The following is a 24116-nucleotide window of genomic DNA, read 5'->3' as shown; positions in this document are numbered from 1 at the left end:
ATCACTTCAAAATAATTGCGTCTTAGGGGCGTCGGTATTCGAAGTGATACATTCTAATTGTTTCTTCGTATTTGTGATCGTGGATTGTATTGTCGAGGGTGTCGTTTGACACTCCCATATTGTTATAACTTTCCAGCCTGCCTCCTCCAGGAGAGACTTATTGCGTCGGTCGCGAGCGGCGTTTGCTTCAAGTTTGGGCTCCCAAAATTCTAACCGTGATTTGGGTAGCCGGGCGAGTTTGCAATTCGGATCTGAATGGCGGTGCCAGAAGCATCCGTGGACGAAGATGACCGTTTTCCGAGAACGAAAAACAATATCCGGATGTCCCGGAAGGGATTTGTCATGGAGACGATATCGAAAGCCCGCCGCGTGCAAAGCGCGGCGGACGCGAAGCTCGGGTTTCGTATTCTTCCCCTTTACCAAGGCCATTTGGGCGCTTCGTTCCGGAGAGACGTGTTCTTTCGCTTTAATCCGTGCCATCGTCCTCTGGACCTGGACCTCGGAAATTCACGGGTGGTTTAAGCTCTTCCGTCTCCGTCTCAAGTGCAACCGTATCATCCTGCCGAAATGCGACCAGCATTTCCTCAAGGAGTTGCTCGTGACTTCGACGCGGTGGCGTGCGCTCCAGCAATTCGCCAATACGACGCTGAATTTCGCTTGGGGAGAGCGCGTCTTCCTGCTTCTCGTCCGTTGTGTCGGCGGCCCATGCTTTGCCGGGATGAATCACGTGCCATGGTGACCGTTTATTTTTTCGGGTTTTATGGGAATCCCCATGTTTGCTCATGCCCCAGCAGACTTTCGTCTCGCTATTCCATAATGGCCAGAAAGTGGAAATGAGATGTCGTTCGGCGACAAGCTGGGCGTTTGTGGCGCATACCAGACGACGGCATTCGAAATCTTTCAGGCGAATAGGAAATAATCCGTCGGGAAGATGATTTTCATGGGCGTGCGCGTCAGCCGCTCGAATGGTTTTCGCGTGCTCTTTCAGTCGAGAGGTAAGTTTCGATCCTTGTTCCCGTGGAGTGTTCGCCTCGGGAGTCTCTGGATCAGCCTTTCCCACGTAGATCGGAGTTTCGGTGTGGCTGATGGCTTCATAGAATGGGTGATCGCCATTGTAGTAGATCGCGTAGACACCGGAACCATAGGCGTCTGGCACGGAGGCGAGCGGCAGCCGTGGTTGAGCTAGGAGAGCAAGGGCGACCATTCGGCCGACTGTTTTGGGATCGCCGGGGTCAAACGACGCCTTTGGTAGTTTAACCGTATCGGTGCTCTCGCGAGCGGTGTCTACTTTCTCGGCGAACTTGGTCAGTCCGTTCCGAAGCTTGCGCGTGGCATGAGCGGGCAGATCGGTGGACGCCAGACGAATTAACTCATCAAGGCCGTTTTCCAAGTCGGCTAATACCTTCTCGGGTGAGCTATCATTTGTCCCGAGAGCCGAGTTTGGCTGCTTCAGGCGGCCCGCCGTGCCCCGTCCGCTCGCGCTAGTAGTCTTTTTAACCAAAGTCCCGCAGCCTCTCCGAGCTGCGCTGGAACGGCGTTCCCAAGTTGACGCATGCTCTCGGTCCATGATCGCGGAAAAACATACGAGTCGGGAAGCCCCACAAGGCGTGCCGCCTCGCGAGTGGTGAAATAACGGACCCCACCATCATCGAGCACCGCCATGTTTTCGCCGCCGGGAACGCCATGATCGCCCGCTTTTAGGGCCTTGGCGGGGAGATCCAGAGGACTGCCGGTGTGTCCAGGGTAAACACGCGCACCTGGCTGATAGACGTGGTTACTCTTGCCGTTGGGCTCTCCAAGACCGAGCAGAGCGTCACGTACCGTAACCCATGGAAGCCCGATAGGTTCGACGTTCGATGCTTTGAGACGAGCCACGCGCGCCGCGTCAACCCCAGTCACGGGAGCGGTCTTCGTTGGGAGGCTATGTCGGGACCAGTACGTTCCCGTTACATATTGCTCCCAAAGCAGCCGATCTCGCGAATGAGTCGGAGACATGGGTTCGGGATTGATGCCAAGACGCGAGGCGATGCCAAAAATAAGGACGCGATGACGTATCTGCGGCGCGCCGTAATCAGCCGCGTTCACGACCTGCACCAAAACCTGATAATCCCCAAGGCGATCGATCTGTAGGAGGCGCTGAAGATGCCCGGCGTAAGTCTCGTTTTCCCGGCGCGTCATGCGCGGATGACGGAGGTGTGACGCGATCCATTCCAAATAGCTCTGGAACTTGGGGCCAGCGAGATTGCGGACGTTCTCGAACAAAAAAGCATCAGGTCGGGTTTCCCGTACCGCGCGAATGGCTTCCGGCCACATGTCGCGATCATCCTCGTGGCCGCGCTTCTTGCCACCGATGCCGAAAGGCTGGCACGGTGGGCCACCAGAAACCACCCTAAGCTTACCCGCGAGGGGTGACCAATCAATGTCTCGGACGTCGGTCTCGCCGCTAATCGGCCATTGCGCCACATGTTTGATGCGTCGCCGCTTATTATGCAGCAGGGTCGCAACAGCCTCGTTATTCCATTCCGCGAGGAGCGCGTGCTCGAAACCGGCGCGGGACATGCCGAGAGCGAGGCCGCCACATCCACAGAATAACTCCGCGCTAAGCATTGGTCTCTCCAAGGGCCAATGGGAGAAGGGGGCCGCCGTTTTCCTGCTCGATAAGTCGCTCACATGCTCGCCGCACAAGCCAAGCGGTCGTCATTCCATACTTGCGCGCGATGCGTGCCATTTCCGCGTGTTGCTGCTTGGTCAGGGTGGCGGTGACCCGATGCGCGTCTTTTCCGTCCTTGCCCATCACATGCTCCGATTCTATCCGCGGCTATCCGCATCTCCTTAATGTTTGGCTTCTCAACGCTCAAATCGCAACCAGAGATTTGAATGATCTCTTTAAAATTTTTATTAGAACATATAGAGAACATGATCAACGTTGGAAGCGGGCTTGGCTATGACGCGGCCTATACCGCACTCAAAGTGATTGTTCTGGATATGGACACCGAGCGGGATCCCGGTTTCGGTAGATCGCGAATTGCGGCATCGGATCAGAGCGTCGAGAACTCGTCACTCAGGAAGCCGTGCCGAATGTGCAGATTGTTCACCGCGTCGATCACACCGTGGTGCCTCCTCTGCTCTTCCGTGTCTTGCTGATCGACGCTGTCGTCAGACCGGAGCAGGTTCCGTGGGCCAGTCATGGCGCGACTCCTTCCGAGGGAACTCCCAAGTATGATGGGCGGGTTTGGCTGTAGCCCGCAACGCGCAAGTATTTTTTCGCTCCTGCCCGCTCCGGTACGACAACCAGTGGATCATGCTTGCGCCTTGGAAAAGGCCGGTTCTTCGCTGTTTCCCATGACGGGGGGAGGTCTCGATGGACCAGCCGGGAACACGTATCCAGTGGGGGCAGGCGCTCGTGGTCCTGTCCATGATCGTGCTGTCGTGGTGGACGGCGACACAATGGACGGCCAGGGAGCTGGCGTTCCAGCCTGAACTCGGCCGCCCGTGGTTTACGGTCCTGCATCGCTGGCCGGTCTATGCCCCGCCGCTGTTCTTCTGGTGGTGGTACGAGTTCGACGCCTACGCGCCGGCGGTGTTCGCGCGCGGCGCCTGGATCGCGGGTTCGGGCGGGGTTCTGGCTTTTGCCGCAGCCGTGGCGCTGTCCGTCCATCGCGCCCGCGAGGCAAAGCGCGCGGCAACTTACGGCTCCGCCCGATGGGCCGATGATGCGGAAATCCGCGCGGCGGGGCTGCTGGGCGAGGATGGCGTTGTGCTGGGCAAATACCGCCGCAGCTATCTCCGGCACGATGGCCCTGAGCACGTCCTGATCTTCGCGCCGACGCGCACGGGCAAGGGTGTGGGCATGGTGATCCCCACACTCCTGACCTGGCCGGGGTCGGCCATCATCCACGACATCAAGGGCGAGAACTGGCAGATCACCGCCGGTTTCCGTGCCCATTTCGGGCGGGTGCTGCTGTTCGATCCCACCAATCCGGCGTCCTCGGCCTACAACCCGCTGCTGGAGGTCCGGCGTGGAGCGTCGGAAGTTCGCGATGTGCAGAACATCGCCGACATCCTGGTCGATCCCGAGGGTTCACTGGAGCGCCGCAACCATTGGGAGAAGACCTCCCATGCCCTGCTGGTCGGTGCGATCCTGCATGTGCTCTATGCCGAGGAAGACAAGACCCTCGCCGGGGTGGCGAAATTCCTCTCCGACCCGAAGCGGTCGATCGAGGCGACCCTGTCCGCCATGATGCGCACGAACCATCTGGACGGGAAGGGACCGCATCCTGTCGTGGCGTCGGCGGCGCGGGAACTGCTGAACAAGTCGGACAACGAGCGCTCCGGCGTGCTGTCCACCGCCATGTCGTTTCTTGGCCTCTATCGCGATCCGGTGGTGGCGACCGTGACCAATCGCTGTGAATGGCGGATCGGCGATCTGCTGGAGGGTGAAAAGCCCGTCTCCTTGTATTTCGTCATCCCGCCCTCGGATATCAGCCGCACCAAGCCGCTGATCCGCCTGATCCTCAACCAGATCGGGAGGCGGCTGACGGAGGATCTATCTGGCCGGGAGGGGCGGCGTCGCCTGCTGCTGATGCTCGACGAGTTTCCGGCTCTGGGCCGTCTGGATTTCTTCGAGAGCGGGCTGGCCTTCATGGCGGGCTACGGGATCAAGGCGTTCCTGATCGCCCAGAGCCTGAACCAGATCGATAAAGCCTACGGCCAGAACAACAGCATTCTCGACAATTGCCATGTCCGGGTCAGTTTTGCGACCAATGACGAGCGCACCGCGAAGCGCGTGTCCGATGGGCTCGGCGTGGCCACCGAAATCCGGTCGCAGAAGAACTATGCCGGCCATCGACTGTCGCCATGGCTCGGGCATCTCATGGTGTCGCGTCAGGAAAGCGCGCGGCCACTGATGACGGTGGGTGAGGTCATGCAGCTTCCGGCGCGGGATGAGGTGGTCATGGTGGCGGGCTGCCCACCGATCCGCGCACGGAAGGCGCGGTATTTCCGGGATCGCCGCTTCGTCGAGCGTGTCATTTCGCCACCCGATCCCGCACAATTACCTCGCCAGGTCCAGCCTGATGACTGGAGTGGACGCACGCTTCCTGCCATCCCGCCGCCGGAGAAAACGTCGGCGGCAGAGCCTGACAGGCCCGACGATGCCGATAGCGATGAATCGCTCGGCACGGGGCGGAAGTGGTCGCGCGAGCATGATCCGGCGGAGACCGACAAACGCAAGCGGCGTGCGGCACCGGACCTTTTTGGTGAGGAACCGCCACAGGATCCAGAAGCGCGGGATCGCGCCGACCTGACGCGGATTGCCCGGCAGGCCGGGCTCGACCGTGGCAATGACCTTGGGTTGTGAGGGTGCAATGAGAACATCCCCGAAGAAGGCGCGGCTGTCGGTCTATCTGGAACCGAAACTGCTGGACGCCCTGACCGCGCATGCGGCGCGGCGCGATCTCTCCCTGTCCCTGGTGGCGGAAGCCGCCATCGCATCCTTCCTGTCGCCTGATGCCGATGAGCGGCGGGAAGCAGCGATGAGCCGCAGGCTGGATCGTCTCGACCGGCAGGTCGCCCGCATGGAGCGCGATCTCGGGATCAGCCTTGAGACGCTGGCTCTGTTCATTCGCTACTGGATGACGGTCAGCCCGCCCTTGCCGGAACCAGCGGCCGCTGCCGCGCGGGTGCAGGGGGCGGAACGCTACGAGGCGTTTGTAGCGGCTCTCGGTCGGCGACTCAGCCGGGGGCCGGTCTTCCGGCAGGAAATTCCCGACGACGTGTCTCCAGGGCCAGAAACCTGATCCCGCAATTCGCAAGTAAAAACCGCATCCGGTACGATCCTGTACTATGGCTGGAAAATACTGTTGAAATCAGGAGAAAGCAGCACTCTCTAATTGTCCCCGTCGTCGTCCGGAGAGGCCGGATGATCCGCAGAGACGGGGATTTCCATGGCGGTCACATCGATTGAAAGTGGTGCGCGCCAGCGCGGCATGTCCATGCTGCGCACGGCGATGGGACCGGCCATTGCCCGGTACCTCGCTGATCCCGCGATCGTCGAGGTGATGCTCAATCCCGATGGCAGGCTGTGGATCGACCGTCTGTCCGAAGGGCTGTCTGACACAGGCGAGACGATAACACCGGCTGACGCCGAACGCATCGTGCGGCTGGTGGCGCACCATGTCGGGGCAGAGGTCCACGAGGCAGCCCCACGTGTGTCGGCGGAATTGCCGACGGGTGAGCGGTTCGAGGGTTTGCTCCCACCCGTGGTGACGGCCCCGAGTTTTGCGATCCGTAAACCCGCCGTCGCCGTCTTCACGCTCGACGATTATGTCGCTGCCGGGATCATGACCGACGCCCAGGCCAGTTTCCTGCGCCATGCCGTCGTGGATCGGAAGAACATCCTGGTCGCGGGTGGCACATCCACGGGCAAGACCACTCTGGTCAACGCCCTGCTGGCCGAGGTCGCGAAAACCGACGACCGCGTGGTGCTGATCGAGGACACGCGCGAACTGCAATGTGCTGCGCCGAACCTCGTGTCTCTGCGCACAAGAGACGGCATCGTCACGCTGTCCGAACTGGTCCGGTCAGCGCTACGGCTACGCCCTGACCGTATTCCCATCGGCGAGGTGCGCGGCCCCGAGGCGCTTGACCTCCTCAAGGCGTGGGGCACGGGTCATCCCGGCGGCGTGGGCACGCTGCATGCTGGCACCGCCATCGGCGCGCTGCACCGCATGGAGCAACTGATCCAGGAAATCGTGGTCACGGTGCCCTGTGCACTGATCGCTGAGACGATCGACGTGATCGCCGTTCTGTCCGGGCGTGGCACGCAGCGCCGGCTGTCCGAACTCGCCACCGTGGACGGGCTCGACCCCGCCACAGGTGCCTATTGCATTTATTCAATCGATACCGATGGAGATTCCCAATGAACCTCACGCTGTTGCGCGTGCGTCGGCACGCGCCAGCCGTCTCTGTCATGCTGCTGTCCATCGCATGGTGCTCCTCGGCTCTGGCCTCGGGCTCTGACATGCCGTGGGAGGAACCGCTCAACCAGATCCTGGAATCCGTGCAGGGGCCGGTGGCGCGTATCGTGTCGGTGATCATCATCACCGTGACCGGCCTGACCCTGGCCTTTGGAGAAACATCCGGCGGGTTCCGTCGCCTGATCCAGATCGTCTTTGGACTCAGCATCGCTTTTGCGGCGTCCAGTTTCTTCCTGTCGTTCTTCTCCTTCTCCGGGGGAGCACTGATCTGATGGCGGGATATGACGATGATGCGGTGCCGGGCTTCCATGTCCCGGTGCATCGCGCCCTGACCGATCCGATCCTGCTGGGTGGTGCGCCACGCGCGGTCGCCATTGCCAATGGCACGCTGGCGGCTGCGATCGCGCTGGGCCTGCGCCTGTGGCTGATCGGCGCCGCGTTCTGGGTCGTGGGGCACACGCTTGCGGTCTGGGGCGCGAAGCGTGACCCTTTCTTCATTGAGGTCGGTCGGCGGCATCTCCGTTATCCCGCCTGGCTCCGGGCGTAGGGAGGGCAGGGCCATGATGTCCCTTGGCGAATATCGCAATCGTGCCGCGTTCCTGTCCGATTTTCTCCCCTGGGCCGCACTGGTCGGGAAAGGTGTTGTCCTGAACAAGGACGGCAGTTTTCAACGCACCGCCAAAATACGCGGTCCTGATCTGGATAGCGCCACGCCAGCCGAACTGGTGGGTGTCACGGGGCGTCTGAACAATGCCCTGCGGCGTCTTGGTTCAGGTTGGGCCGTGTTCGTGGAGGCACAGCGCGTCCCGGCCACGATCTACCCGGACAGCGATTTCCCGGACGCTGCCAGTCAGATGGTCGATCTCGAACGCCGGGAGCAATTCGAAGATGAGGGCGCGCATTTCGAGAGCCGGTATTTCCTCACCCTGGTCTGGCTACCGCCTGCGGAATCATCAGGCCGTGCCGAGCGTTTTCTCTATGAGGGCAGGGAACGTGACGGCCCCGATCCACATGGCATGCTCCATGCGTTCGTGGATCGCAGTGATCGGCTTCTTGCCCTGCTGGACGGGTTCATGCCCGAAGCGGCCTGGCTGAATGATGGCGAGACGCTGACCTATCTGCATTCGACCATTTCGACGCGGAACCAGCGCGTCAGGGTGCCGGAAATTCCCATGCATCTCGACGCGCTGCTGGTGGACCAGCCGCTCTTGGGCGGCCTGGAACCCAAACTGGGCGACGCGTTCCTCAAGACCCTGACGATCACCGGTTTCCCATCGCGGACATTTCCCGGAATCCTCGACGATTTGAACCGGCTCGCGATGCCCTATCGCTGGTCCACCCGCGCTATCCTGCTCGACAAAACCGATGCGACGAAGGTGCTGACGAAGATCCGGCGTCAGTGGTTTGCAAAACGTAAGAGCATTGCGGCCATTGTCCGCGAAGTCATGACCAACGAAGCATCCGTTCTGGTGGACAATGATGCCGCCAACAAGGCAGCCGATGCCGATCTGGCCTTGCAGTCCCTCGGTGCCGACGATGTGGGGCAGGCCTATATTACCGCGACGGTGACGGTCTGGGACGGCAGCGCCAGCATTGCGACCGAAAAACTCCGTCTGGTCGAGAAGGTCATTCAGGGCCGCGACTTCACGTGCATGGCGGAAAGCCTCAACGCGGTGGAAGCCTGGCTCGGTTCTCTTCCCGGCCATGTCTACGCCAATGTGCGGCAGCCCCCGGTTTCGACGTTGAACCTCGCGCACATGATTCCGCTCTCAGCCGTGTGGGCAGGGCCGGAGCAGGACGGGCATTTCAAGGGAGCGCCGCTGTTCTATGGCAAAACGGCAGGGGCTACGCCATTCCGGTTTTCCCTACATGTTGGCGATGTGGGTCACACGCTGATCGCTGGGCCAACGGGGGCGGGGAAGTCTGTGCTGCTGGCTCTGATGGCGTTGCAGTTCCGCCGCTATGTGGGCGCTCAGATTTTCGCCTTCGATTTTGGCGGCTCCATGCGCGCCGCCACGCTCGGCATGGGAGGAGACTGGCATGACCTCGGGGGTGGGCTGACGGATGATCATCCATCGGAAGAACAGGGCAGCAGCGTCTCACTCCAGCCCCTTGCAGGGATCGATGATCCGGACGAGCGCAAATGGGCCAGCGAATGGCTGGGGCAGATCCTTGTCGGCGAGGGCGTCGCGCTGACGCCGGACGTCAAAGCCCATCTCTGGTCGGCCCTGAATTCGCTGGCGTCATCGCCTGACCATGAACGCACGATCTCCGGGCTGGTGGCATTGCTCCAGTCTAACGCCCTCAAGCAGGCGCTGGCCCCGTACTGCCTGGGCGGTCCCTATGGTCGCCTGCTGGATGCGGACGCCGAGCGACTGGGCGATGCCGATGTGGTGGTGTTCGAGACCGAGGGGCTGATTGGTTCCGGCGCGGCATCATCCGTTCTGTCCTATCTGTTCCACCGCATCGAAGGCCGTCTGGACGGTCGCCCGACGCTGCTGGTCATCGACGAGGGGTGGCTCGTTCTGGATGACGGGAATTTCGCCGGCCAGTTGCGGGAGTGGCTGAAAACCCTGCGCAAAAAGAATGCCAGCGTCATCTTTGCCACGCAGTCTTTGTCAGACATCGCCAACTCACCGATTGCCCCGGTCGTGGTTGAAAGCTGCCCGACGCGGATCTTCCTGCCCAACGAGCGGGCCATCGAGCCGCAGATCATGGCGATTTATCGCGACTTCAGTCTGAACGACCGTCAGATCGCCATCATCGCACGTGCGGCCTCGAAGCGGGAATATTACTGCCAGACCCAGCGTGGCAACCGGCTGTTTGAACTCGGCCTCGGTCCCGTCGCTCTGGCCCTGTGCGCCGCGTCCGGCAAGGACGACCACAGGCTGATCGATGCGGTTCTGGCGGAACATGGGCGGGATGGCTTTCTGCCTGCCTGGTTCGAGGCGCGTGGTGTCATGTGGGCGGCTGACCTTCTGCAGGAAGGAGGTGTGCCATGAAATACGGCATGCGTCTTTATGTCGCCATTGGGGTCATTTCGATCACCATCATTCCGTCCGCCCGTGCCCAATGGGCAGTGTATGACGGTGCGAACCACGTCCAGAATGTTCTGATCGCGGCCCGCACACTCCAGCAGATCGACAACCAGATCACCTCGCTGGCTAACCAGGCCCAGATGCTGGTCAATCAGGGACGCAATCTGGCGAGCCTGCCGCTTTCGACATTGTCGACGCTGCAATCAACAATTTCCCAGACGACGGCTCTGCTCGCACAGGCGCAGAATATCGCCTACAGCGTCCAGTCCGTCGAACAGCAATACCAGCAGGCATACACGTCCGTCTCTTCAGGCATGTCCGACAGCGCCCTGTTTTCTCAGGCGCAGACCCGCTGGCAGAATTCCGTGGGTGGGTTCGAGGATGCGCTGAAATTGCAGGCGCGGGTGGTGGGCAACATCCCCAGCGACAGTTCGGCCATGACCCAGCTTGTCTCCTCCAGCCAGACCTCTTCAGGGGCGTTGCAGGCGGCGCAGGCCGGAAACCAGCTTCTGGCCCTGCAATCCCGCCAGTTATCCGACATTCAGGCCGAACTTGCCGCCAATGGTCGCGCCACTGCCCTGCAACAGGCGCGTGATGCCGCCACGGAAGCGGAGAGCGAGGCGCAATACCAGCATTTCTCCCAGCATGACGTCTACGTGCCCGGCACGGTGTCGATGTTCGGTAGCAGCGGGAACTGACCGCCATGGCGATGGGCGATGTGGGCGTTATCGATAGCTTCCTGAATACCTTCACCACCACGATCGACAGTGGGTTCGGTCTGGTGGAAGGGAACGTGATCTCCCTGGCCGGAACGCTGTCCGTGCTGGATATCGCTCTGGCCGGGCTGTTCTGGGCCTGGGCGGCGGATGAGGACATCATCCAGCGTCTGGTCAAGAAGACGCTGTATATCGGCTTCTTCGCCTTTGTGATCGATGATTTTGACCATCTGTCGAAGGTGGTGTTCGACAGTTTTGCGGCTCTCGGTCTGAAATCCGGCGGTGGAACGCTGGCGCTTTCGAGTTTCCTGCGTCCTGGCCGTCTGGCTTCCACCGGTTTTGACGCAGCTCAGCCGCTTCTGGACTCTGTTCACAATCTCCTCGGGCCTGTCGCTTTCTTTACGAATTTCATCCAGATCTTCGTGCTGTGCCTGTCCTGGCTGATCGTGCTGGCGGCGTTCTTCATTCTGGCCGTGCAGCTTTTTGTCGCCCTGATCGAATTCAAGCTGACGACGCTGGCAGGCTTCGTGCTGATCCCGTTCGCCCTGTTCAATCGCACCGCCTTCCTCGCCGAGAAGGTGCTGGGCAATGTCGTCTCGTCGGGTGTGAAGATCATGGTGCTGGCGGTCATTTCCGCCATCGCGTCTGTATTGTTCAAACAGTTCACCATCTCCTACGGCAGCGATGTTCCTACGATCGGGCAATCCGTATCGGTGGTGCTGGCCTCGCTCGCGATCGTCGGTCTGTCCATTTATGGTGGCAGTATTGCCAACGGTCTGATCTCCGGCGCGCCGCAGCTTGGCGCGGGTACTGCCGTCGGCACTGGCATGGCAGTCGGCGCGATGGGAGCTGCAGCGGTGGCTGGTGTTGGAGCCGTTGCTTCTGGCGGCGCCGCAGCCGTCGGTGCGACAGCTGCTGCCGCGCGTGGCGGAGCTGCGATCGCAGGGGCCGCCACGACCGCCTATTCCGTCGGTGCTGCCGGGCAAACTGGTGCCGCTGGTATGGCTGCTGCTGCCGGGAATGTTGGTCGCGCCGCCGGTAGCGCGGCAGTCAACGCCGTCAAGGGCAAAGCAGCCTCCGCCGCGTCATCCCTGAAGGACAGCTATGCCGCCGGCAGCCAATGGGCCGCGCGGGGCATGGGGGGCGGGAAGGGTGGTGAAACCGGTGGTTCTGACGGCGGCGGATCGCCGCCATCCGGTGGTGGTCCTGCTGGAGGAGGTGATGCACCCACAGGCGGTGGTCCGGCAGGTGGTGGAGAAGGCGGCGGTCCTGACGCTCAGCCACCCCGCTGGGCGCGAAATATGAAGCGCCGCAATGCCGCAGCCCATGCCGCCGAGGCTGCCCATGTCATCCGCTCCGCTGATGGCGGGGGCGGAAGTTCCAGTATTGATCTCTCGGAGAAAGAATGATGTTCCGTCGCTCCACCACACGCTACGGGAGCACGCCCGAGCCGGTCACCCCGTATCAGAAAGCGGCGCAGATCTGGGACGAGCGCATCGGCTCCGCCCGTGTGCAGGCCCGCAATTGGCGGCTGATGGCCTTCAGCTCATTATTCCTGTCCGCCGGACTTGGCGCGGGACTGATCTGGCAGTCCGCGCGCGGCACGATTGTGCCGTGGGTCGTGCAGGTCGATCGGCTGGGGCAGGCGCAGGCCGTGTCTCCGGCGACAGCGGGTTACACGCCTGCGGACCCGCAGATCGCGTGGTATCTGGCGCAGTTTATTGGCGATGTCCGTGGTCTGTCGTCGGATGCCGTTGTGGTCCGGCACAACTGGCTGCGGGCCTATGATTTCACCACCACGTCCGGTGCTGTGGCGCTGAACGACTATGCCCGTCTCAACGATCCCTTCTCACGCATCGGACATGAGCAGGTCGAGGTGGACATCGCCTCGGTGATCCGCGCCTCGCCTGGCAGCTTCCGTGTCGCCTGGACCGAGCGGCATTACCGCGACGGGGCCTTTACCGGCACCGAGCACTGGACCGCCATCGTGTCCATTGCTCTACTCACGCCGCGCGACGCCGACCATCTCCGAAAAAACCCATTGGGTATCTACGTTTCCGCCATCAACTGGTCGAAGGAGCTGGGCCAATGATCCGTCATGCGCTTCGTGTCCTGCCGCTGCTGATCCTGCCTCTGGCCGGATGTGCGCAGCAGTATCATCCGCCCGTCATCCGCTATGATGACGCTATGCAGGCGACACGTCTGCCAGACCCACCAAAGCCGGTGCAGGTAGTGGAAGTCCCGAAAATCCTTCCCCTGCCGGGGCAGCTCAAGCCGCTGTCGTCCCGACGCACGGCCCATCCGGCTTCCGAAGCAGCCGACCCGGCCGCACGGGTCACGCAGGCCAATCTGGCCGCGCGTATCCAGCCCACGCGGGCCGGGTTCATCAATGCCGTGCAGGTCTATCCCTATAATCCGGGCGCTCTCTATCAGGTCTACGCCTCGCAAGGAGAAATCACTGACATCATGCTCCAGCAGGGCGAAAAGCTGGTGGGTACCGGGCCGGTTGCCGCTGGTGACACCGTGCGCTGGATCATTGGTGACACCGAAAGCGGGGCTGGGACGACAAAACGCATCCATATTCTGGTGAAGCCGACACGGCCCGATCTGACCACCAACCTGATCATCAATACCGACCGACGGACCTATCTTGCCGAACTGCGCTCCACCCCTGCTACCTATATGGCGTCGGTCTCATGGAATTACCCCGAGGATGACCTGATCGCCCTGCACCGGCAGGATAGTGCGGCCGATGACGAAGCGCCCGTGGATGCAGGGCTGGACCTGAACGCGCTGAACTTCCGCTACGCCATCCAGCCGGTGAAAGGCGGGACACCGCCCTGGCTCCCGAACCGGGCGTTCGATGACGGGCACAAGGTCTATATCGCCTTTCCGGCCGGGATCGGGCAGGGGGAGCTGCCGCCGCTCTTCGTGCTGGGAGCCGATGGCGGGCCGGAACTGGTCAATTACCGGGTTCGGCAGAACTGGATGATCGTGGACCGGCTGTTTGCTGCTGCTGAATTACGGCTGGGAGACAAACACTCCGAGCAGCGGGTGCGCATCGTACGGACGGACGGCAGGAAGTCATGAGTGGGGAAACTCCAGCAGGCGAGAGTAATCCTGCCGCACCAGCAGCATCTCCACCGCCAGATCTGCGTTTGCGGGCGGAGCAGCCTCGTGTGGTGCGGCTGTCACGCACCGTGGTCTGGTCGTTGGGAGGTGCGGCCATGATCGCGGTGGCGTTCGCTCTGGGCTATGCGCTGGAAAGCAGCCGTCAGACTTCATCCTCGGCTGTCAGCCAGGACACGGATGCCCGCCCGTCCGCCGATGGTCTGGCCGGCCTGCCGTCCGACTATGTTGGCAACAGCGCGCCGAAGCTGGGGCCGCCCTTGCCCGGCGATCTTGGGCGCGCGATCGTGCACGCGCAGGGGCAGGGAAAGACGGCGTCAGGCGGTGAAGATCATCGTGCCGCGCAGGAGGTCGAGGCTGCGATTGCCAGCAGACTGTTTGTGCAGACCGGGACTGATTCGCGGGATCAGGTCAATCCCGCCATGGAGAGCGACTCTGGTGGCCAGGGACCGGCGGCCCCTTCGGCGGACGCGCAGTCTGGCAACCGCGCCTTTCTGGCGGGGCAGCCCGACCGGCTGACGACCGGCCCGGATCGCATCATGCCTCCGGTGTCGCCTTATATCCTCCAGGCGGGCACTGTCATCGCGGGAGCGCTAAACACGAAAATCAGCTCCGACCTGCCGGGCCAGATTACCGGCCATGTGACCCAGAACGTCTATGACAGCCCGACCGGACGCTTTCTGCTGATCCCGCAGGGGAGCCTGCTGTTCGGAGCCTATAACAGCGGCATTTCTTTCGGGCAGCAGCGCACCCAGATCATCTGGACCCGGCTGATCTTCCCGAATGGTGACAGCCTGGTGCTGGAAAAGCTGCCCGGTGGCGACGCCATCGGGCAGTCGGGCCTGTCTGATGAGGTGAACAACCACTGGGGTCAGCTTTTCAAGGCCGCCATCGTGACCACGCTTCTCAGCGTCGGATCAGAGGCCGGAACCAGTCAGAGCGAGAACAATCTGGCGCAGGCGATCCGCTCCGGGGCCAGCAATGGCTTCTCGATGGTAGGCAACCGCTTGATCGACCGTAGCCTGAACGTCCAGCCAACGCTCACCGATCGGCCGGGGCTGCCGTTCACCGTTCTGGTCGGGCAGGACCTGCTGCTCAAGCCCTATCGGGATCAGGGAGATATACGATGACGGACCTGAAAATCCGGGAACTTCCCGATGAGAAACCGGTCAGAATGACCGTGGCGTTACCTCTCGATATCCATCGCGACCTACTTGCTTACGCAGCACTTCTTTCCGGTAGTGGCGAGGCAATGGATCCAGCCAGGCTGGTTGCACCCATGCTTCGGCAGTTCATGATGTCAGACAAGGGGTTCGCCAGGGCGCGGCGGCAGGCAAAAGCGGCATCGCCGGAAAAGTAGGCTCAGGGCCGATGGTCTTCGAGATGCCGGGCGAAGGTTTGGGCGCAGGGATTTTCATTGTCGGGTCGCCAGACAATGCCGAATTCCAGATGGGAGGAACCATCCGCATCCCGGATTTCCAAGATCGCGACATTATTGCCCTGCTGATCGCGGATCAGCGGCAGCCACGAGGCGGGCAGCAGGGCGATGCCTTCCTTGTTCTCGACGAGAGCGATGACCCGGTTGCTGCCGATATCATGACGGCGGATTTTCGGGTGCATATCTGATTCGCCAAGTTTTCGTCGGATAAGTTCCTTGAAATCCTGACCGGCATTATCACGTCCGATCAGAAATGTTTCATGACGCAGGTCCGCCCAGGACACTTCCAGCTGTGTCGCTAGAGGGTGGTCGGCGGGGAGGGCGGCTACGATACGGTCGCTCCAAAGGGGCGTGACCCGCAGGGCTGGAGACAGATTGCGGCGTGTGACGACCGCGAAATCGATCTGCCCGCGTTGGAGCCGATGCAAAAGCCTTTTGCCTGTGCCCTCGGAATAACGGAAGACGATATCCGGATGTGTGGTGCGGAACTCCGCTGTGAAGGCGGAAAATCTTCCAGGCAGGACGCAGGTCTGGATGCCGACGGAGATCTGGCCGCTCTCGCCCTTGCCCGTTCGCCGCGCGCGAGCGTTCATGCCCGCCACATTGTCCAGGATTGTCTTGGTCCAGAGGACGAATTCCTCACCGAAGACGGTCGGAGCGGCCCCGGCGGGGGAGCGGGTGAACAGCCTGATATCAAGCCGCTCCTCCAGGTTGTGCAGGGACCGACTGACGGCCGATTGCCTTGTGTTCAGGAAACGCGCCGCGCCATGGATACTGCCGTGCTCGGCGATTGCCCGCACGCATAGCAGTTGCCACAGATCGAAGGGCGGGCGGCGCACGGCCTGTCACACCGTCTTGCTGCGGCGCGGCCTGATGACCGTATAGACCGAGGGCAGCACGAAGAGCGTCATGGTCGTGCCGACGATCATGCCGACGACGATCACCGTGCCCAGCCCGAAGCGGCTGTTGGCTCCGGCGCCCGACGCCATGACAAGCGGCAGCAGTCCCACCACCATCGCTCCGGTGGTCATGATGATCGGCCGGAAACGGATACCGGCCGCAGTCCTGATCGCCGTCACTCGGTCGAGATGGTCCCGGTGCAAAAGTTCGTTGGCGAACTCGACCATCAGGATGCCGTGCTTGCTGACGAGGCCGATCAGCGTGATCAGCCCGATCTCGGTGTAGATATTCAGTGTCGTCACGCCGAGGGCGAGCGGGATCAGGGCGCCAAAGACCGAGAGCGGCACGCTGATCAGGATGATGACCGGATCGGTGAAACTGTTGTACTGGACCGATAGCACGAGATAGATCGCGATCAGCGCGAATGCGAAGGCAAAGACGAGCGCCTTGCCTTCCTGCACATATTGCCGCGCGTCGGACTGCCAGTCATAGCTGTAGCCGGGCGGAAACTCCGCAGCCCGTGCCTTGAGGAAAGCCACGGCGTCGCCCATCGTGGCCCCTTTCGCGAGAATGGCCTGGAACGTGGCCGAATTCTGCTGGCCGAACTGCGGCAGGCGGTTGGGTTCGACATCGACGCGAATGCTCGCCAGCGCGGACAGGGGCACCTGATGTCCGTCCCTGTCGCGGACATAGTAGGTTTTCAGCGCGTCGGGGGAGAGGCGCGCCCCAGGCACCGATTGCGGGATCACGTCATAGGAGCGGCCGTAATAGCCGAAGCGGTTGACGTAGTTCTCGCCGATCATGGCGTTCAGGGCATCGCCGATCTGCTCCATGCGGATGCCCATGGCGTTCGCTTTCATCCGGTCGACCGTGACCCGGACGACTGGATTGTCGAAGGCGAGATCGCTGTCCACCACGGCGAACAGCCCGCTTTTCTGGGCCTCCTCCCGCAGATGGGAGACGACGCCGAAGACGTTGCGGTAGGAATCATCGCTGCGGATGACCATCTGGACCGGCAGGCCGCCGGTCGACCCGGGCAGGGACGGGAGCTGGAATACGAAGACGCTGGTGCCTTGGAGACCGGCGACGCGCTGTTGGAGGTCCATCTGGATCTGGTCGGCATTGCGTCGGCGCTCACCCCAATCGTCCAGATTGACCCCGCCTACGCTGTTGGCGATCCCTTCGATGCCGTTCATCATCCAATGGCTGTGCCCTTCCGGGATTTCATCCATCTTGTCGTAGAGCGCCTGGGCGTAGGTCTCGACATAATGGAGGTTGGCATATTGCGGCGCCTTCACCGCCGTCAGGACCAGATCCTGGTCTTCATTGGGCGCCAGCTCGCTCTGCGAGACATGCAGCATCACCGGGATCAGGAGGAAGATCACGGCGGCCGAGCCGAGGGGGATCCACCGATGGTGCAGCGAGAAATCGAGAACGGCCTCGTAGCGCGCGTTCATGAAGCCGAACACATGCTCCGCCATTCGCTCCATGAAGCCTTCCTTCTCCTTCGCTTTCAGCAGTTTGGCGCTCATGATCGGCGAGAGGGTGAGGGCGACCACACCGGACACGACAACGGCGCCGGCCAGCGTCAGGGCGAATTCCTTGAACAGCGTGCCCGTCAGTCCGCCCATGAAGGCGATGGGGGTATAGACGGCTGTGAGGGTGAAGGTCATTGCGATCACTGGGCCGGCGACTTCGCGCGCGCCGAGCAGGGCGGCGTCGAAGGGCGATTTGCCCTCCTCGATATGGCGATGGACGTTCTCGATCACCACGATCGCGTCGTCGACCACCAGCCCGATCGACAGCACCATGGCCAGCAGGGTGAGCAGGTTCAGGCTGAACCCGAAAGTGTACATCAGCCCGACCGCACCAAGCATCGACAGCGGAATGGTGGCGATCGGGACGATCACCGCCCGCACGGTGCCGAGGGAGAGATAGATCACCAGAATGACGATGAGCAGCGCCTCGATGAAGGTCTCGGTGACCTCGTCGATCGACGCCTGGATGAAATGCGCGGTCTCGTAGGGGACGCGGACATCGATCCCCGGTGGCAGTGTGGCCCGGAGTTTGGGCATGATCTGGTTGAGACGGGCGATGATCGTCAGCGGATTACCAGTCGGCGAGGCTTCAAGGCCGATGAAGATCGCGGGTCGCGGCGTTGGTTTGCCGCGCGGCGGGCGCAACGTGCTGGCCTCGGAACTGGTATCGGTATTGTCCGGGCCGAGGTCCGCGCGCCCGATATCGCGGATCCGGATGACCCGGCCTCCGATCGAGCGCAGGACCATGTCGCGGAATTCCTCGACACTTTTGAGGTCCGTGTTGAGGTTGATGTTGCTGATCGTATAGATGCCCCGGATGCGGCCGGGTGCGGCCTGGAAATTATTCTGCCGGATGGCCTGGGCGACGTCCTCGCCCGTCATGCCGTTCGCGGCCAGCTTCTCGGGATCGAGCCACAGGCGCATCGAGAGGCGTTGCTCGCCGAAATAGCTGATCTCCGACACACCATCGATCCCCGAGAGCATCGGCGCCGCGACGCGGTGAATGTAATCGGAAATTTCGTAAAGCGGCCGCGTCGTGCTGGCGAAGGCGATATAGGCGACGGCGGTGAAGCCGCCCGAGGTGCGTTTGATGACCGGATCATACGCGCCTTCCGGCAGCCGGTATTTGACCGCGTTCACCTTGGACATGACGTCGGTCAGGGCGCGCATGGAATCGTAATTCAGCATCATGCGCACCGTCACCACGCTGAGGCCTTGCGTCGTGGTGGAGGAAAGATAATCAATTCCCTCGACGGACGCGACGGCCTCGCTGATCGGCTGGGTCACGAAGCCCTGCATAAGATCGGAGGACGCGCCCGGATAGCGGGTCGTCACCATGATCGTCGAGGTTTCCAGCGTCGGGTACTGGCGGGTCGAGATGCCGCCCAGCGCGCGGATGCCGAACAGGATGATCAGGATCGTCACGACGATCGCGAGCACCGGACGCCGAAGGAAGCGATCAGTAAAACTCATTGTGCCAGCTCCCGCAGGCTGGCCAGAGGCAGGGCTTCTGGGATCTCGCGCACCTTCATGCCGGTGACGAGGCGGTTCTGGCCGCTGGTGACGACGCGGTCATCCGGCTTCACCCCGTCGTCGATGACCACCCACCCGTTGCGGCGGTCGCCCGCGCGTACAGCCGTCGCGGTGACGGTGGGGCCATCGGTGGACGGCTGCTCGACGAAAAGCGTCTCTCCGTAGGCGGTATAGGTGACGGCGGTTTCCGGGACCACGAGATGTGGCGCCACCTTCGCGGCAATGGAGACATGGGCGTAGGTGCCAGGATGCAGGTCGGTCGGCGGCGCGTCGAGCAGGGCCTGGATGGAGAGCGTATGCGATCCGTCGATGCGCGGGTCGATGGTGGTGACCGTGGCGGTGAAATCCTGCCCCGGCGTCGTGTCGAACGCCAGGTGGACGGTCTGTCCGAGCTGCACGCTGGCGGCGTTCTCTTCGGCGAGGATAAAGTTCACCCGCATCCGGGTGTAGGACGTCAGCGTGGCGATGGCGTCACCCGGATTCAGATACTGGCCAAGATTGACCTGTCTGATCCCGACGGCGCCGTCGAAGGGCGCGCGGATATGTTTCTGGTCGATCACCGCCTGCACTCTGGCGACATTGCCTTTCGCAGCTTCGAAGCGCGCCGTGGCTGTCTCCAGATCCTCGTGGCTCTCCACTCCGGTGCGGATGAGTGAGCGGGCGCGGGCAAGATCGGCTTCGGCCGCCCTCAGTTCGCCGCTCTGGCGGATCAGCTCGCCCTGTTCCGGTGCGTCATTGAGGATCAGGAGCAGCTGGCCTTTCCGGACGGTCGCCCCGGAATCGAAATCCAGTTCCGTGATCCGGCCGGCGATCTCGGGGGAGAGCGTTACCCCCTGCAACGGCTCGACCTGACCGATCGTCTCGATATGGGCGGCGAAAGGGACAGGTCTGACCGGCCAGACGGATACTGCCGTTGCCGGAGTGTCCGCAGCCCTGCCGGCGGCGGACAGGGACATCAGCACCGCGAGAGCGGTGGCATGGTGCCAGGGGACGGAGAAGCGTCGCACAGAAATCTCCCGAAGTTATTGTTATACGCGGATATACGTACCTATAGGGCTGGAAAGGCCGGACATTGGAGGCCGGACGTGCGTCAGATGCCGGTCATCGCGCCGCGAGCCGGACGGATCGCCACTGATCGGGGGAGACATGGGGGGCGGCCAGGCCACCGCCCGTCGCCACCATGATCCGTACCGTTTGACGGAACATCTCGGTCTGTGCCCGGACTGTGTTCTGGCGCGCGAGCAGAACGAGCCGCCGGGCGTTGATCGGCTGGAGGATAGTCTCCCGGCCCGCCTGATACCCGGTCTGGCTCAAGGTCAGCGCGTTATCGGCCGAGGTTAGGGCCTGTCGTTGGTTATCCAGTTCCGTCGCGGCGTTCTTCAGGCCGTTCAGACTATCGGCGACTTCCCGGAAGCCATTGATGACCACTGACTGGTAGTGATCGAAAGCGATCCGGTAATCTTCTTCCGCCTGTTTTTTCCGGGCCTTGAGGGTGCCCCCATGGAACAGCGGCAGAGCAGCGCCTCCGACCAGGCGCCATGCCGCGCCAGCGGGGCCGCCCATCAGACCTTCGGCAGCGGCGGCCGCGCTGAGGGTCAGGCGCGGAAAGAGGTCGGCGGTCCGGACGCCGATTTCGGCATTCGCTGCACGCATCATGGCTTCGGCGCCGATGATGTCCGGACGGGCGTGAACGAGTTCGGACGGCACCACCACAGGGATGTCAGGCGGGAGGCTGAAATCCGCGAGGGTCAAGGTCGGTGCGGTCCAGTTGGCGGGCGAGTGCCCGGTCAGGACGGCCAGCGCCGTTCGCGCGGCTTCATGGGCATTGACCAGCGATGGCAGGAGAGACTGATCGTGCGCCAGTTGTGCTTCGGCGGTCACGACATCCAGTCGGGGCCTCCTGCCTGCCTGCCAGGCGAGTGTCGCCAGCCGGAGCGTTTCCCGGTCGGTGTCGATCACGCCCCGGATCACGGTGATCTGGTCTGCTGTCGAGGCCACTTCGAAGGCGGTCAGGACCGTGTCGCCGACCACCAGCAGCATTGTGACATCACGTCGCTCCCGTTCGGCATCCTTCTGTGCGCAGGCCATCTGCACCAGACGGTGGTTGCCACCGAAAATATCGGGGTCATAGGAAACGTCGAGACCGGCCGAATAGGCGGAGAAGGCCGGGAAGGTCCAGGCCCAGGGACCGAATAGGGCGGCGCCGTATTCCTGTCGCCCCTCGGTACCGGTCGCGTCGATCTGGGGCATAAGGCTGCCTTGGGCGGCGTGGAGCCCCTCGGCCGCCTTGCGCAGGTTGGCCTGGGCCGCCTGGATCGACCAGTTGTTCCGGAGCGCCTCTGTGACGAGGGCGTCCAGCCGAGGCGAACGAAAGAGACGCCACCAGTCCAAGGCTGGCTTTCCAGCGGCCTTATACGGGGAGGTAGCCGAAGCGACGGTCGCTGTGTCCGATCGGGTTTCGCCGTATGTTGCGGCGTCCGGTGGCGGGGGAGCCTTGTAGGTGGGGCCGACTGTGCAGCCTGTGAGGCCCGGTACGAGAGTAACGAGAATCAGTCGGGCCGCGCGTGATGCTGCGGCAATCCGCTGTTGGCTGTGAGTAGGAATCAGGAAATCGGGTGGCAAGGCGGCCTCCGGTCGTCATGAACGAGTCTCATTGATACGAACATAGACGTACATACGGATTAAAGGCCAGCCTTATCGAGAAACTGGTTTACGAAGGGGGCTCGGAAGCAGCGTTTTCTTGACCCGCTCCCATGATACGCGTACCAATCCACGCATGATCGCACGCCATCCGAAACGCGAGGATATTCGGCTCGACGCCGTGCTGACGGCATTGGGTAATCCTATCCGCCTGGCTGCGGTGCGGACGATCGCCGTGGGGGGCGAACATCCCTGCTGTGATGTGCTGCCGCAGATTCCGAAATCCACCATGACCCATCACTGGCGCGCGTTACGTGACAGCGGTGTGGTCTGGCAGCGCCATATCGGTCGGGAATACCGTCTTGAGCTGCGGCGCGAGGATCTGGACAGCCGGTTTCCCGGTCTGCTGGATTCCATCCTCGGCCCGCTTGTCAGCGATCCGCTCACGCAGGAGACGATCGCCGAATACGACCGTTCCCGCCAGGGCGCGTCTGCCTGACAGGAACAGCGGCGGGACGGTTTTTGCTCAGAGAGTCCCGGAGCCGGAAGGCGGGATAACGCATTCCGTGCTGTCGCAGGTCATGCCGGCGGCAGGATTCTCGGACGCCGTTTTGCGTGCCTCGTTCCATGACTGGCGCAGGGCGGCCAGCAATTGTGCTTTCGGCTGCGCACCTGAAAGAGCGTAGGCACCGTCGAAGACAAAGAAGGGCACGCCATGAACGCCCGCCTGTGACGCACGGGTTTCATCGTGCCTGACTGCTTCGGCGAAGTCGGTGCTCGACAGCATGACGCGTACGGTGTCGGTATCAAGACCGACATCCTGCGCAAGGCCGACAAGCACATCATGGTCGGCGAGGGGGAGATTGTCGGTGAAATAGGCCCGGAACAGCCGCTCCGTCATGTCCGCGCCGCGTTCGTGCTGCTCGGCGAATTTGGTCAGCCGGTGCGCGTCGAAGGTGTTGGTGTAGCGGACCGAGGCATAACGCATGTCGAGACCGCATCTCTCGCCCATGGATGTGATATGGTCGATCATCGCCTGGGCGTCGCTCCGGCTTTTGCCATATTTCCGCATGATGCGGTCGAGCGTTGTGGTGGTCACTGCCGGACCCGATGTCGGATCGAGTTCGAATGCTCGGAAGACGATCTCGACTTCGCGGGCATGTTCGAATTCGGCCAAGGCGGCTTCGAGAAACCGCTTGCCGATATAACAGTAGGGACAGGCATAGTCGGACCAGATTTCGAGTTTCATGACAGCCTCCGCATGCTTGATAATGTACGATTATACCCGTACCATGGTTTCATCAAGCATTACGAACGCCAATGGTGAAAGGAGCAGGGGATGAAGCCGCTGAAAGCGCTGCAGGTCGAAACCGGGAAAAATCCCGTCGCGTCGATCATCCTCATTCACGGCTTGGGGGCGAGTGGCCGGGATCTTGCAGCCATTGCCCAGGCGCTTGATCTGCGCTCCGTTGGCGCGGTCCGGTTCATTTTTCCCAATGCGCCCGTCCGACCGGTTTCGGTCTGCGGCGGCGAGCGCCTGCCGGCGTGGTATGATCTTCTCGCGACTGACCTGCTTCTGCGGGAGGATGAGGCAGGGCTCCGTGACGCCCAGGCCTATCTGGCCAGCCTGATCGACCAGGAAGTCGCGCGCGGCATTCCGTCCCGGCGCCTCTTGATCGGCGGGTTTTCCCAGGGCTGCGCGATGTCACTGATGACCGGGTTGCGTTACCCGTTGCCCTTGGCCGGGATCGCCGGTCTGTCCGGCTATTTGCCGCTGGCCGGGCAGACGGGAAGGGAGGCGACAGAGGCCAACTGGGCAACGCCGGTTTTTCTGGCGCACGGTGAGGGCGACACGGTCGTGCCGCTGGCAGCGGCCCGCCTCGCACGGGACTGGCTGCGTGCCGAAGGGCATGACGTTGCCTGGCATGTTTATCCGATGGGTCATGAGGTCATTGGCAAGGAGATTGCCGATCTCAATGCCTGGTTGATAGGGTGTCTCGTGTCATGATCACATCGGTCAAGGGAAGCGGTGTGACGCATCTCAGACTTTTAATAGCCCATCTTGATCTAAGTGGAGGCAAGGTTAGCAGACCGGCTCGATACCGAATTTTCAGTTTCTGACGATTTTGTCCGGATTGGGAGTAAGCAGCAGGTCGGCTGTTGTGCGCATGACAAGCGGAGCGGACATTTACATCGAAGGTCTTTAC

The 24116-nt window shown here is 62.2% G+C and carries 23 protein-coding genes; 14 read left to right on the top strand and 9 right to left on the bottom strand.

Annotated features, from left to right (window positions below; translation table 11 throughout):
- Positions 1–6: 6 nt before the first annotated feature.
- Genes HLH25_RS17085 through HLH25_RS20065 form a run of 4 tightly spaced genes read right to left on the bottom strand, consistent with a single transcriptional unit; the run spans position 7 to position 2794 of the window.
- Positions 7–480: a very short patch repair endonuclease gene (locus HLH25_RS17085; RefSeq protein ID WP_182975220.1), complete on the bottom strand. Its 474-nt coding sequence runs from the start codon at positions 478–480 to the stop codon at positions 7–9.
- A complete protein-coding gene (locus HLH25_RS17080; RefSeq protein ID WP_182975219.1) occupies positions 467–1390 on the bottom strand; it encodes an Eco29kI family restriction endonuclease in 924 nt (307 codons plus the stop codon). The genes HLH25_RS17085 and HLH25_RS17080 overlap by 14 nt, the downstream gene beginning before the upstream one ends.
- A 59-nt stretch (positions 1391–1449) precedes the next feature.
- Complete coding sequence (locus HLH25_RS17075; protein ID WP_182975218.1) at positions 1450–2607, bottom strand: DNA cytosine methyltransferase; 1158 nt, start codon at positions 2605–2607, stop codon at positions 1450–1452.
- Positions 2600–2794 (bottom strand): CopG family transcriptional regulator, encoded by a 195-nt coding sequence (locus tag HLH25_RS20065; protein ID WP_220791874.1) that lies wholly within the window; start codon positions 2792–2794, stop codon positions 2600–2602. Before HLH25_RS20065 ends, HLH25_RS17075 begins: the two co-directional genes overlap by 8 nt.
- A 567-nt stretch (positions 2795–3361) precedes the next feature.
- Between HLH25_RS20065 and HLH25_RS17065 the strand changes: the two genes are divergently transcribed.
- The 12 genes from HLH25_RS17065 to HLH25_RS17010 all read left to right on the top strand — a co-directional run bounded on the left by HLH25_RS17065 (position 3362) and on the right by HLH25_RS17010 (position 15220).
- On the top strand, positions 3362–5359 hold the full coding sequence (locus tag HLH25_RS17065) for a conjugal transfer protein TraG (RefSeq protein WP_182975216.1): 1998 nt from the start codon (positions 3362–3364) through the stop codon (positions 5357–5359).
- 7 nt (positions 5360–5366) lie between these two features.
- Complete coding sequence (locus HLH25_RS17060; RefSeq protein WP_182975215.1) at positions 5367–5798, top strand: ribbon-helix-helix protein, CopG family; 432 nt, start codon at positions 5367–5369, stop codon at positions 5796–5798.
- A 147-nt stretch (positions 5799–5945) separates the two neighbouring features.
- A complete protein-coding gene (gene trbB, locus HLH25_RS17055; RefSeq protein WP_182975214.1) occupies positions 5946–6923 on the top strand; it encodes a P-type conjugative transfer ATPase TrbB in 978 nt (325 codons plus the stop codon).
- Positions 6920–7249, top strand: coding sequence for a TrbC/VirB2 family protein (locus tag HLH25_RS17050; RefSeq protein ID WP_182975213.1), 330 nt, complete (start codon positions 6920–6922; stop codon positions 7247–7249). Before trbB ends, HLH25_RS17050 begins: the two co-directional genes overlap by 4 nt.
- On the top strand, positions 7249–7524 hold the full coding sequence (locus HLH25_RS17045; protein ID WP_182975212.1) for a VirB3 family type IV secretion system protein: 276 nt from the start codon (positions 7249–7251) through the stop codon (positions 7522–7524). The genes HLH25_RS17050 and HLH25_RS17045 overlap by 1 nt, the downstream gene beginning before the upstream one ends.
- A gap of 13 nt (positions 7525–7537) precedes the next feature.
- Entirely contained in the window at positions 7538–9979 is a 2442-nt protein-coding gene (gene trbE / locus HLH25_RS17040) for a conjugal transfer protein TrbE (RefSeq protein ID WP_182975211.1), read from the top strand.
- 8 nt (positions 9980–9987) lie between these two features.
- The gene (trbJ, locus tag HLH25_RS17035; protein WP_246402630.1) at positions 9988–10713 is read left to right on the top strand and encodes a P-type conjugative transfer protein TrbJ; all 726 of its coding nucleotides are present in this window, start codon (positions 9988–9990) and stop codon (positions 10711–10713) included.
- 5 nt (positions 10714–10718) lie between these two features.
- Positions 10719–12140 carry a P-type conjugative transfer protein TrbL gene (gene trbL / locus HLH25_RS17030; RefSeq protein WP_182975209.1) on the top strand — a complete coding sequence of 474 codons (1422 nt, stop codon included), beginning with the start codon at positions 10719–10721 and terminating at the stop codon, positions 12138–12140.
- Positions 12140–12823: a conjugal transfer protein TrbF gene (gene trbF / locus HLH25_RS17025; RefSeq protein WP_182975235.1), complete on the top strand. Its 684-nt coding sequence runs from the start codon at positions 12140–12142 to the stop codon at positions 12821–12823. The genes trbL and trbF overlap by 1 nt, the downstream gene beginning before the upstream one ends.
- Positions 12820–13821, top strand: a complete 1002-nt coding sequence (gene trbG / locus HLH25_RS17020; RefSeq protein WP_182975208.1) for a P-type conjugative transfer protein TrbG — start codon at positions 12820–12822, stop codon at positions 13819–13821. Before trbF ends, trbG begins: the two co-directional genes overlap by 4 nt.
- A complete protein-coding gene (locus HLH25_RS17015) occupies positions 13818–14990 on the top strand; it encodes a TrbI/VirB10 family protein (RefSeq protein WP_182975207.1) in 1173 nt (390 codons plus the stop codon). The genes trbG and HLH25_RS17015 overlap by 4 nt, the downstream gene beginning before the upstream one ends.
- Positions 14987–15220, top strand: coding sequence for a DUF2274 domain-containing protein (locus HLH25_RS17010; protein WP_182975206.1), 234 nt, complete (start codon positions 14987–14989; stop codon positions 15218–15220). The genes HLH25_RS17015 and HLH25_RS17010 overlap by 4 nt, the downstream gene beginning before the upstream one ends.
- 2 nt (positions 15221–15222) lie before the next feature.
- Here the strand turns inward: HLH25_RS17010 and HLH25_RS17005 are convergent, their stop codons facing one another.
- The 4 genes from HLH25_RS17005 to HLH25_RS16990 form a co-directional block, all read right to left on the bottom strand.
- On the bottom strand, positions 15223–16137 hold the full coding sequence (locus HLH25_RS17005; protein WP_182975205.1) for a LysR family transcriptional regulator: 915 nt from the start codon (positions 16135–16137) through the stop codon (positions 15223–15225).
- Positions 16138–16143: 6 nt separating this feature from the next.
- Entirely contained in the window at positions 16144–19209 is a 3066-nt protein-coding gene (locus HLH25_RS17000; RefSeq protein WP_182975204.1) for an efflux RND transporter permease subunit, read from the bottom strand.
- Positions 19206–20276, bottom strand: a complete 1071-nt coding sequence (locus HLH25_RS16995; protein ID WP_310889136.1) for an efflux RND transporter periplasmic adaptor subunit — start codon at positions 20274–20276, stop codon at positions 19206–19208. The genes HLH25_RS17000 and HLH25_RS16995 overlap by 4 nt, the downstream gene beginning before the upstream one ends.
- A gap of 94 nt (positions 20277–20370) precedes the next feature.
- Positions 20371–21891, bottom strand: coding sequence for an efflux transporter outer membrane subunit (locus HLH25_RS16990; protein WP_182975203.1), 1521 nt, complete (start codon positions 21889–21891; stop codon positions 20371–20373).
- Positions 21892–22009: 118 nt separating this feature from the next.
- On the opposite strand from HLH25_RS16990, the gene HLH25_RS16985 reads away from it, so the two are divergent.
- Positions 22010–22408 carry an ArsR/SmtB family transcription factor gene (locus HLH25_RS16985; protein ID WP_246402627.1) on the top strand — a complete coding sequence of 133 codons (399 nt, stop codon included), beginning with the start codon at positions 22010–22012 and terminating at the stop codon, positions 22406–22408.
- 27 nt (positions 22409–22435) lie between these two features.
- Here HLH25_RS16985 and HLH25_RS16980 read toward each other — a convergent pair whose 3' ends face one another.
- Positions 22436–23158, bottom strand: a complete 723-nt coding sequence (locus tag HLH25_RS16980) for a DsbA family oxidoreductase (RefSeq protein WP_182975202.1) — start codon at positions 23156–23158, stop codon at positions 22436–22438.
- Between the two features lie 90 nt (positions 23159–23248).
- On the opposite strand from HLH25_RS16980, the gene HLH25_RS16975 reads away from it, so the two are divergent.
- Positions 23249–23917: an alpha/beta hydrolase gene (locus HLH25_RS16975; RefSeq protein ID WP_182975201.1), complete on the top strand. Its 669-nt coding sequence runs from the start codon at positions 23249–23251 to the stop codon at positions 23915–23917.
- The last annotated feature ends 199 nt before the right edge of the window (positions 23918–24116 follow it).

Origin of the sequence: Gluconacetobacter dulcium, assembly GCF_014174165.1 — a bacterium.
Classification (GTDB): domain Bacteria; phylum Pseudomonadota; class Alphaproteobacteria; order Acetobacterales; family Acetobacteraceae; genus Gluconacetobacter; species Gluconacetobacter dulcium.
Note: the sequence above shows the minus strand (reverse complement) of the source record. Positions and strands in the feature narration are given on the sequence as shown.

Bases quoted from the DNA above. Each gene is read 5' to 3' on its own strand.
- HLH25_RS16975 (WP_182975201.1), top strand. From the start codon at position 23,249: ATGAAGCCGCTGAAAGCGCTGCAGGTCGAAACCGGGAAAAATCCCGTC.
- HLH25_RS17075 (WP_182975218.1), bottom strand. From the start codon at position 2,607: ATGCTTAGCGCGGAGTTATTCTGTGGATGTGGCGGCCTCGCTCTCGGC.
- trbF (WP_182975235.1), top strand. From the start codon at position 12,140: ATGTTCCGTCGCTCCACCACACGCTACGGGAGCACGCCCGAGCCGGTC.
- HLH25_RS17050 (WP_182975213.1), top strand. From the start codon at position 6,920: ATGAACCTCACGCTGTTGCGCGTGCGTCGGCACGCGCCAGCCGTCTCT.
- HLH25_RS17045 (WP_182975212.1), top strand. From the start codon at position 7,249: ATGGCGGGATATGACGATGATGCGGTGCCGGGCTTCCATGTCCCGGTG.
- trbJ (WP_246402630.1), top strand. From the start codon at position 9,988: ATGCGTCTTTATGTCGCCATTGGGGTCATTTCGATCACCATCATTCCG.
- trbL (WP_182975209.1), top strand. From the start codon at position 10,719: ATGGCGATGGGCGATGTGGGCGTTATCGATAGCTTCCTGAATACCTTC.
- HLH25_RS17060 (WP_182975215.1), top strand. From the start codon at position 5,367: ATGAGAACATCCCCGAAGAAGGCGCGGCTGTCGGTCTATCTGGAACCG.
- HLH25_RS17085 (WP_182975220.1), bottom strand. From the start codon at position 480: ATGGCACGGATTAAAGCGAAAGAACACGTCTCTCCGGAACGAAGCGCC.
- HLH25_RS20065 (WP_220791874.1), bottom strand. From the start codon at position 2,794: ATGGGCAAGGACGGAAAAGACGCGCATCGGGTCACCGCCACCCTGACC.
- trbE (WP_182975211.1), top strand. From the start codon at position 7,538: ATGATGTCCCTTGGCGAATATCGCAATCGTGCCGCGTTCCTGTCCGAT.
- HLH25_RS17000 (WP_182975204.1), bottom strand. From the start codon at position 19,209: ATGAGTTTTACTGATCGCTTCCTTCGGCGTCCGGTGCTCGCGATCGTC.
- HLH25_RS17015 (WP_182975207.1), top strand. From the start codon at position 13,818: ATGAGTGGGGAAACTCCAGCAGGCGAGAGTAATCCTGCCGCACCAGCA.
- HLH25_RS17010 (WP_182975206.1), top strand. From the start codon at position 14,987: ATGACGGACCTGAAAATCCGGGAACTTCCCGATGAGAAACCGGTCAGA.
- trbB (WP_182975214.1), top strand. From the start codon at position 5,946: ATGGCGGTCACATCGATTGAAAGTGGTGCGCGCCAGCGCGGCATGTCC.
- HLH25_RS16980 (WP_182975202.1), bottom strand. From the start codon at position 23,158: ATGAAACTCGAAATCTGGTCCGACTATGCCTGTCCCTACTGTTATATC.
- trbG (WP_182975208.1), top strand. From the start codon at position 12,820: ATGATCCGTCATGCGCTTCGTGTCCTGCCGCTGCTGATCCTGCCTCTG.
- HLH25_RS17065 (WP_182975216.1), top strand. From the start codon at position 3,362: ATGGACCAGCCGGGAACACGTATCCAGTGGGGGCAGGCGCTCGTGGTC.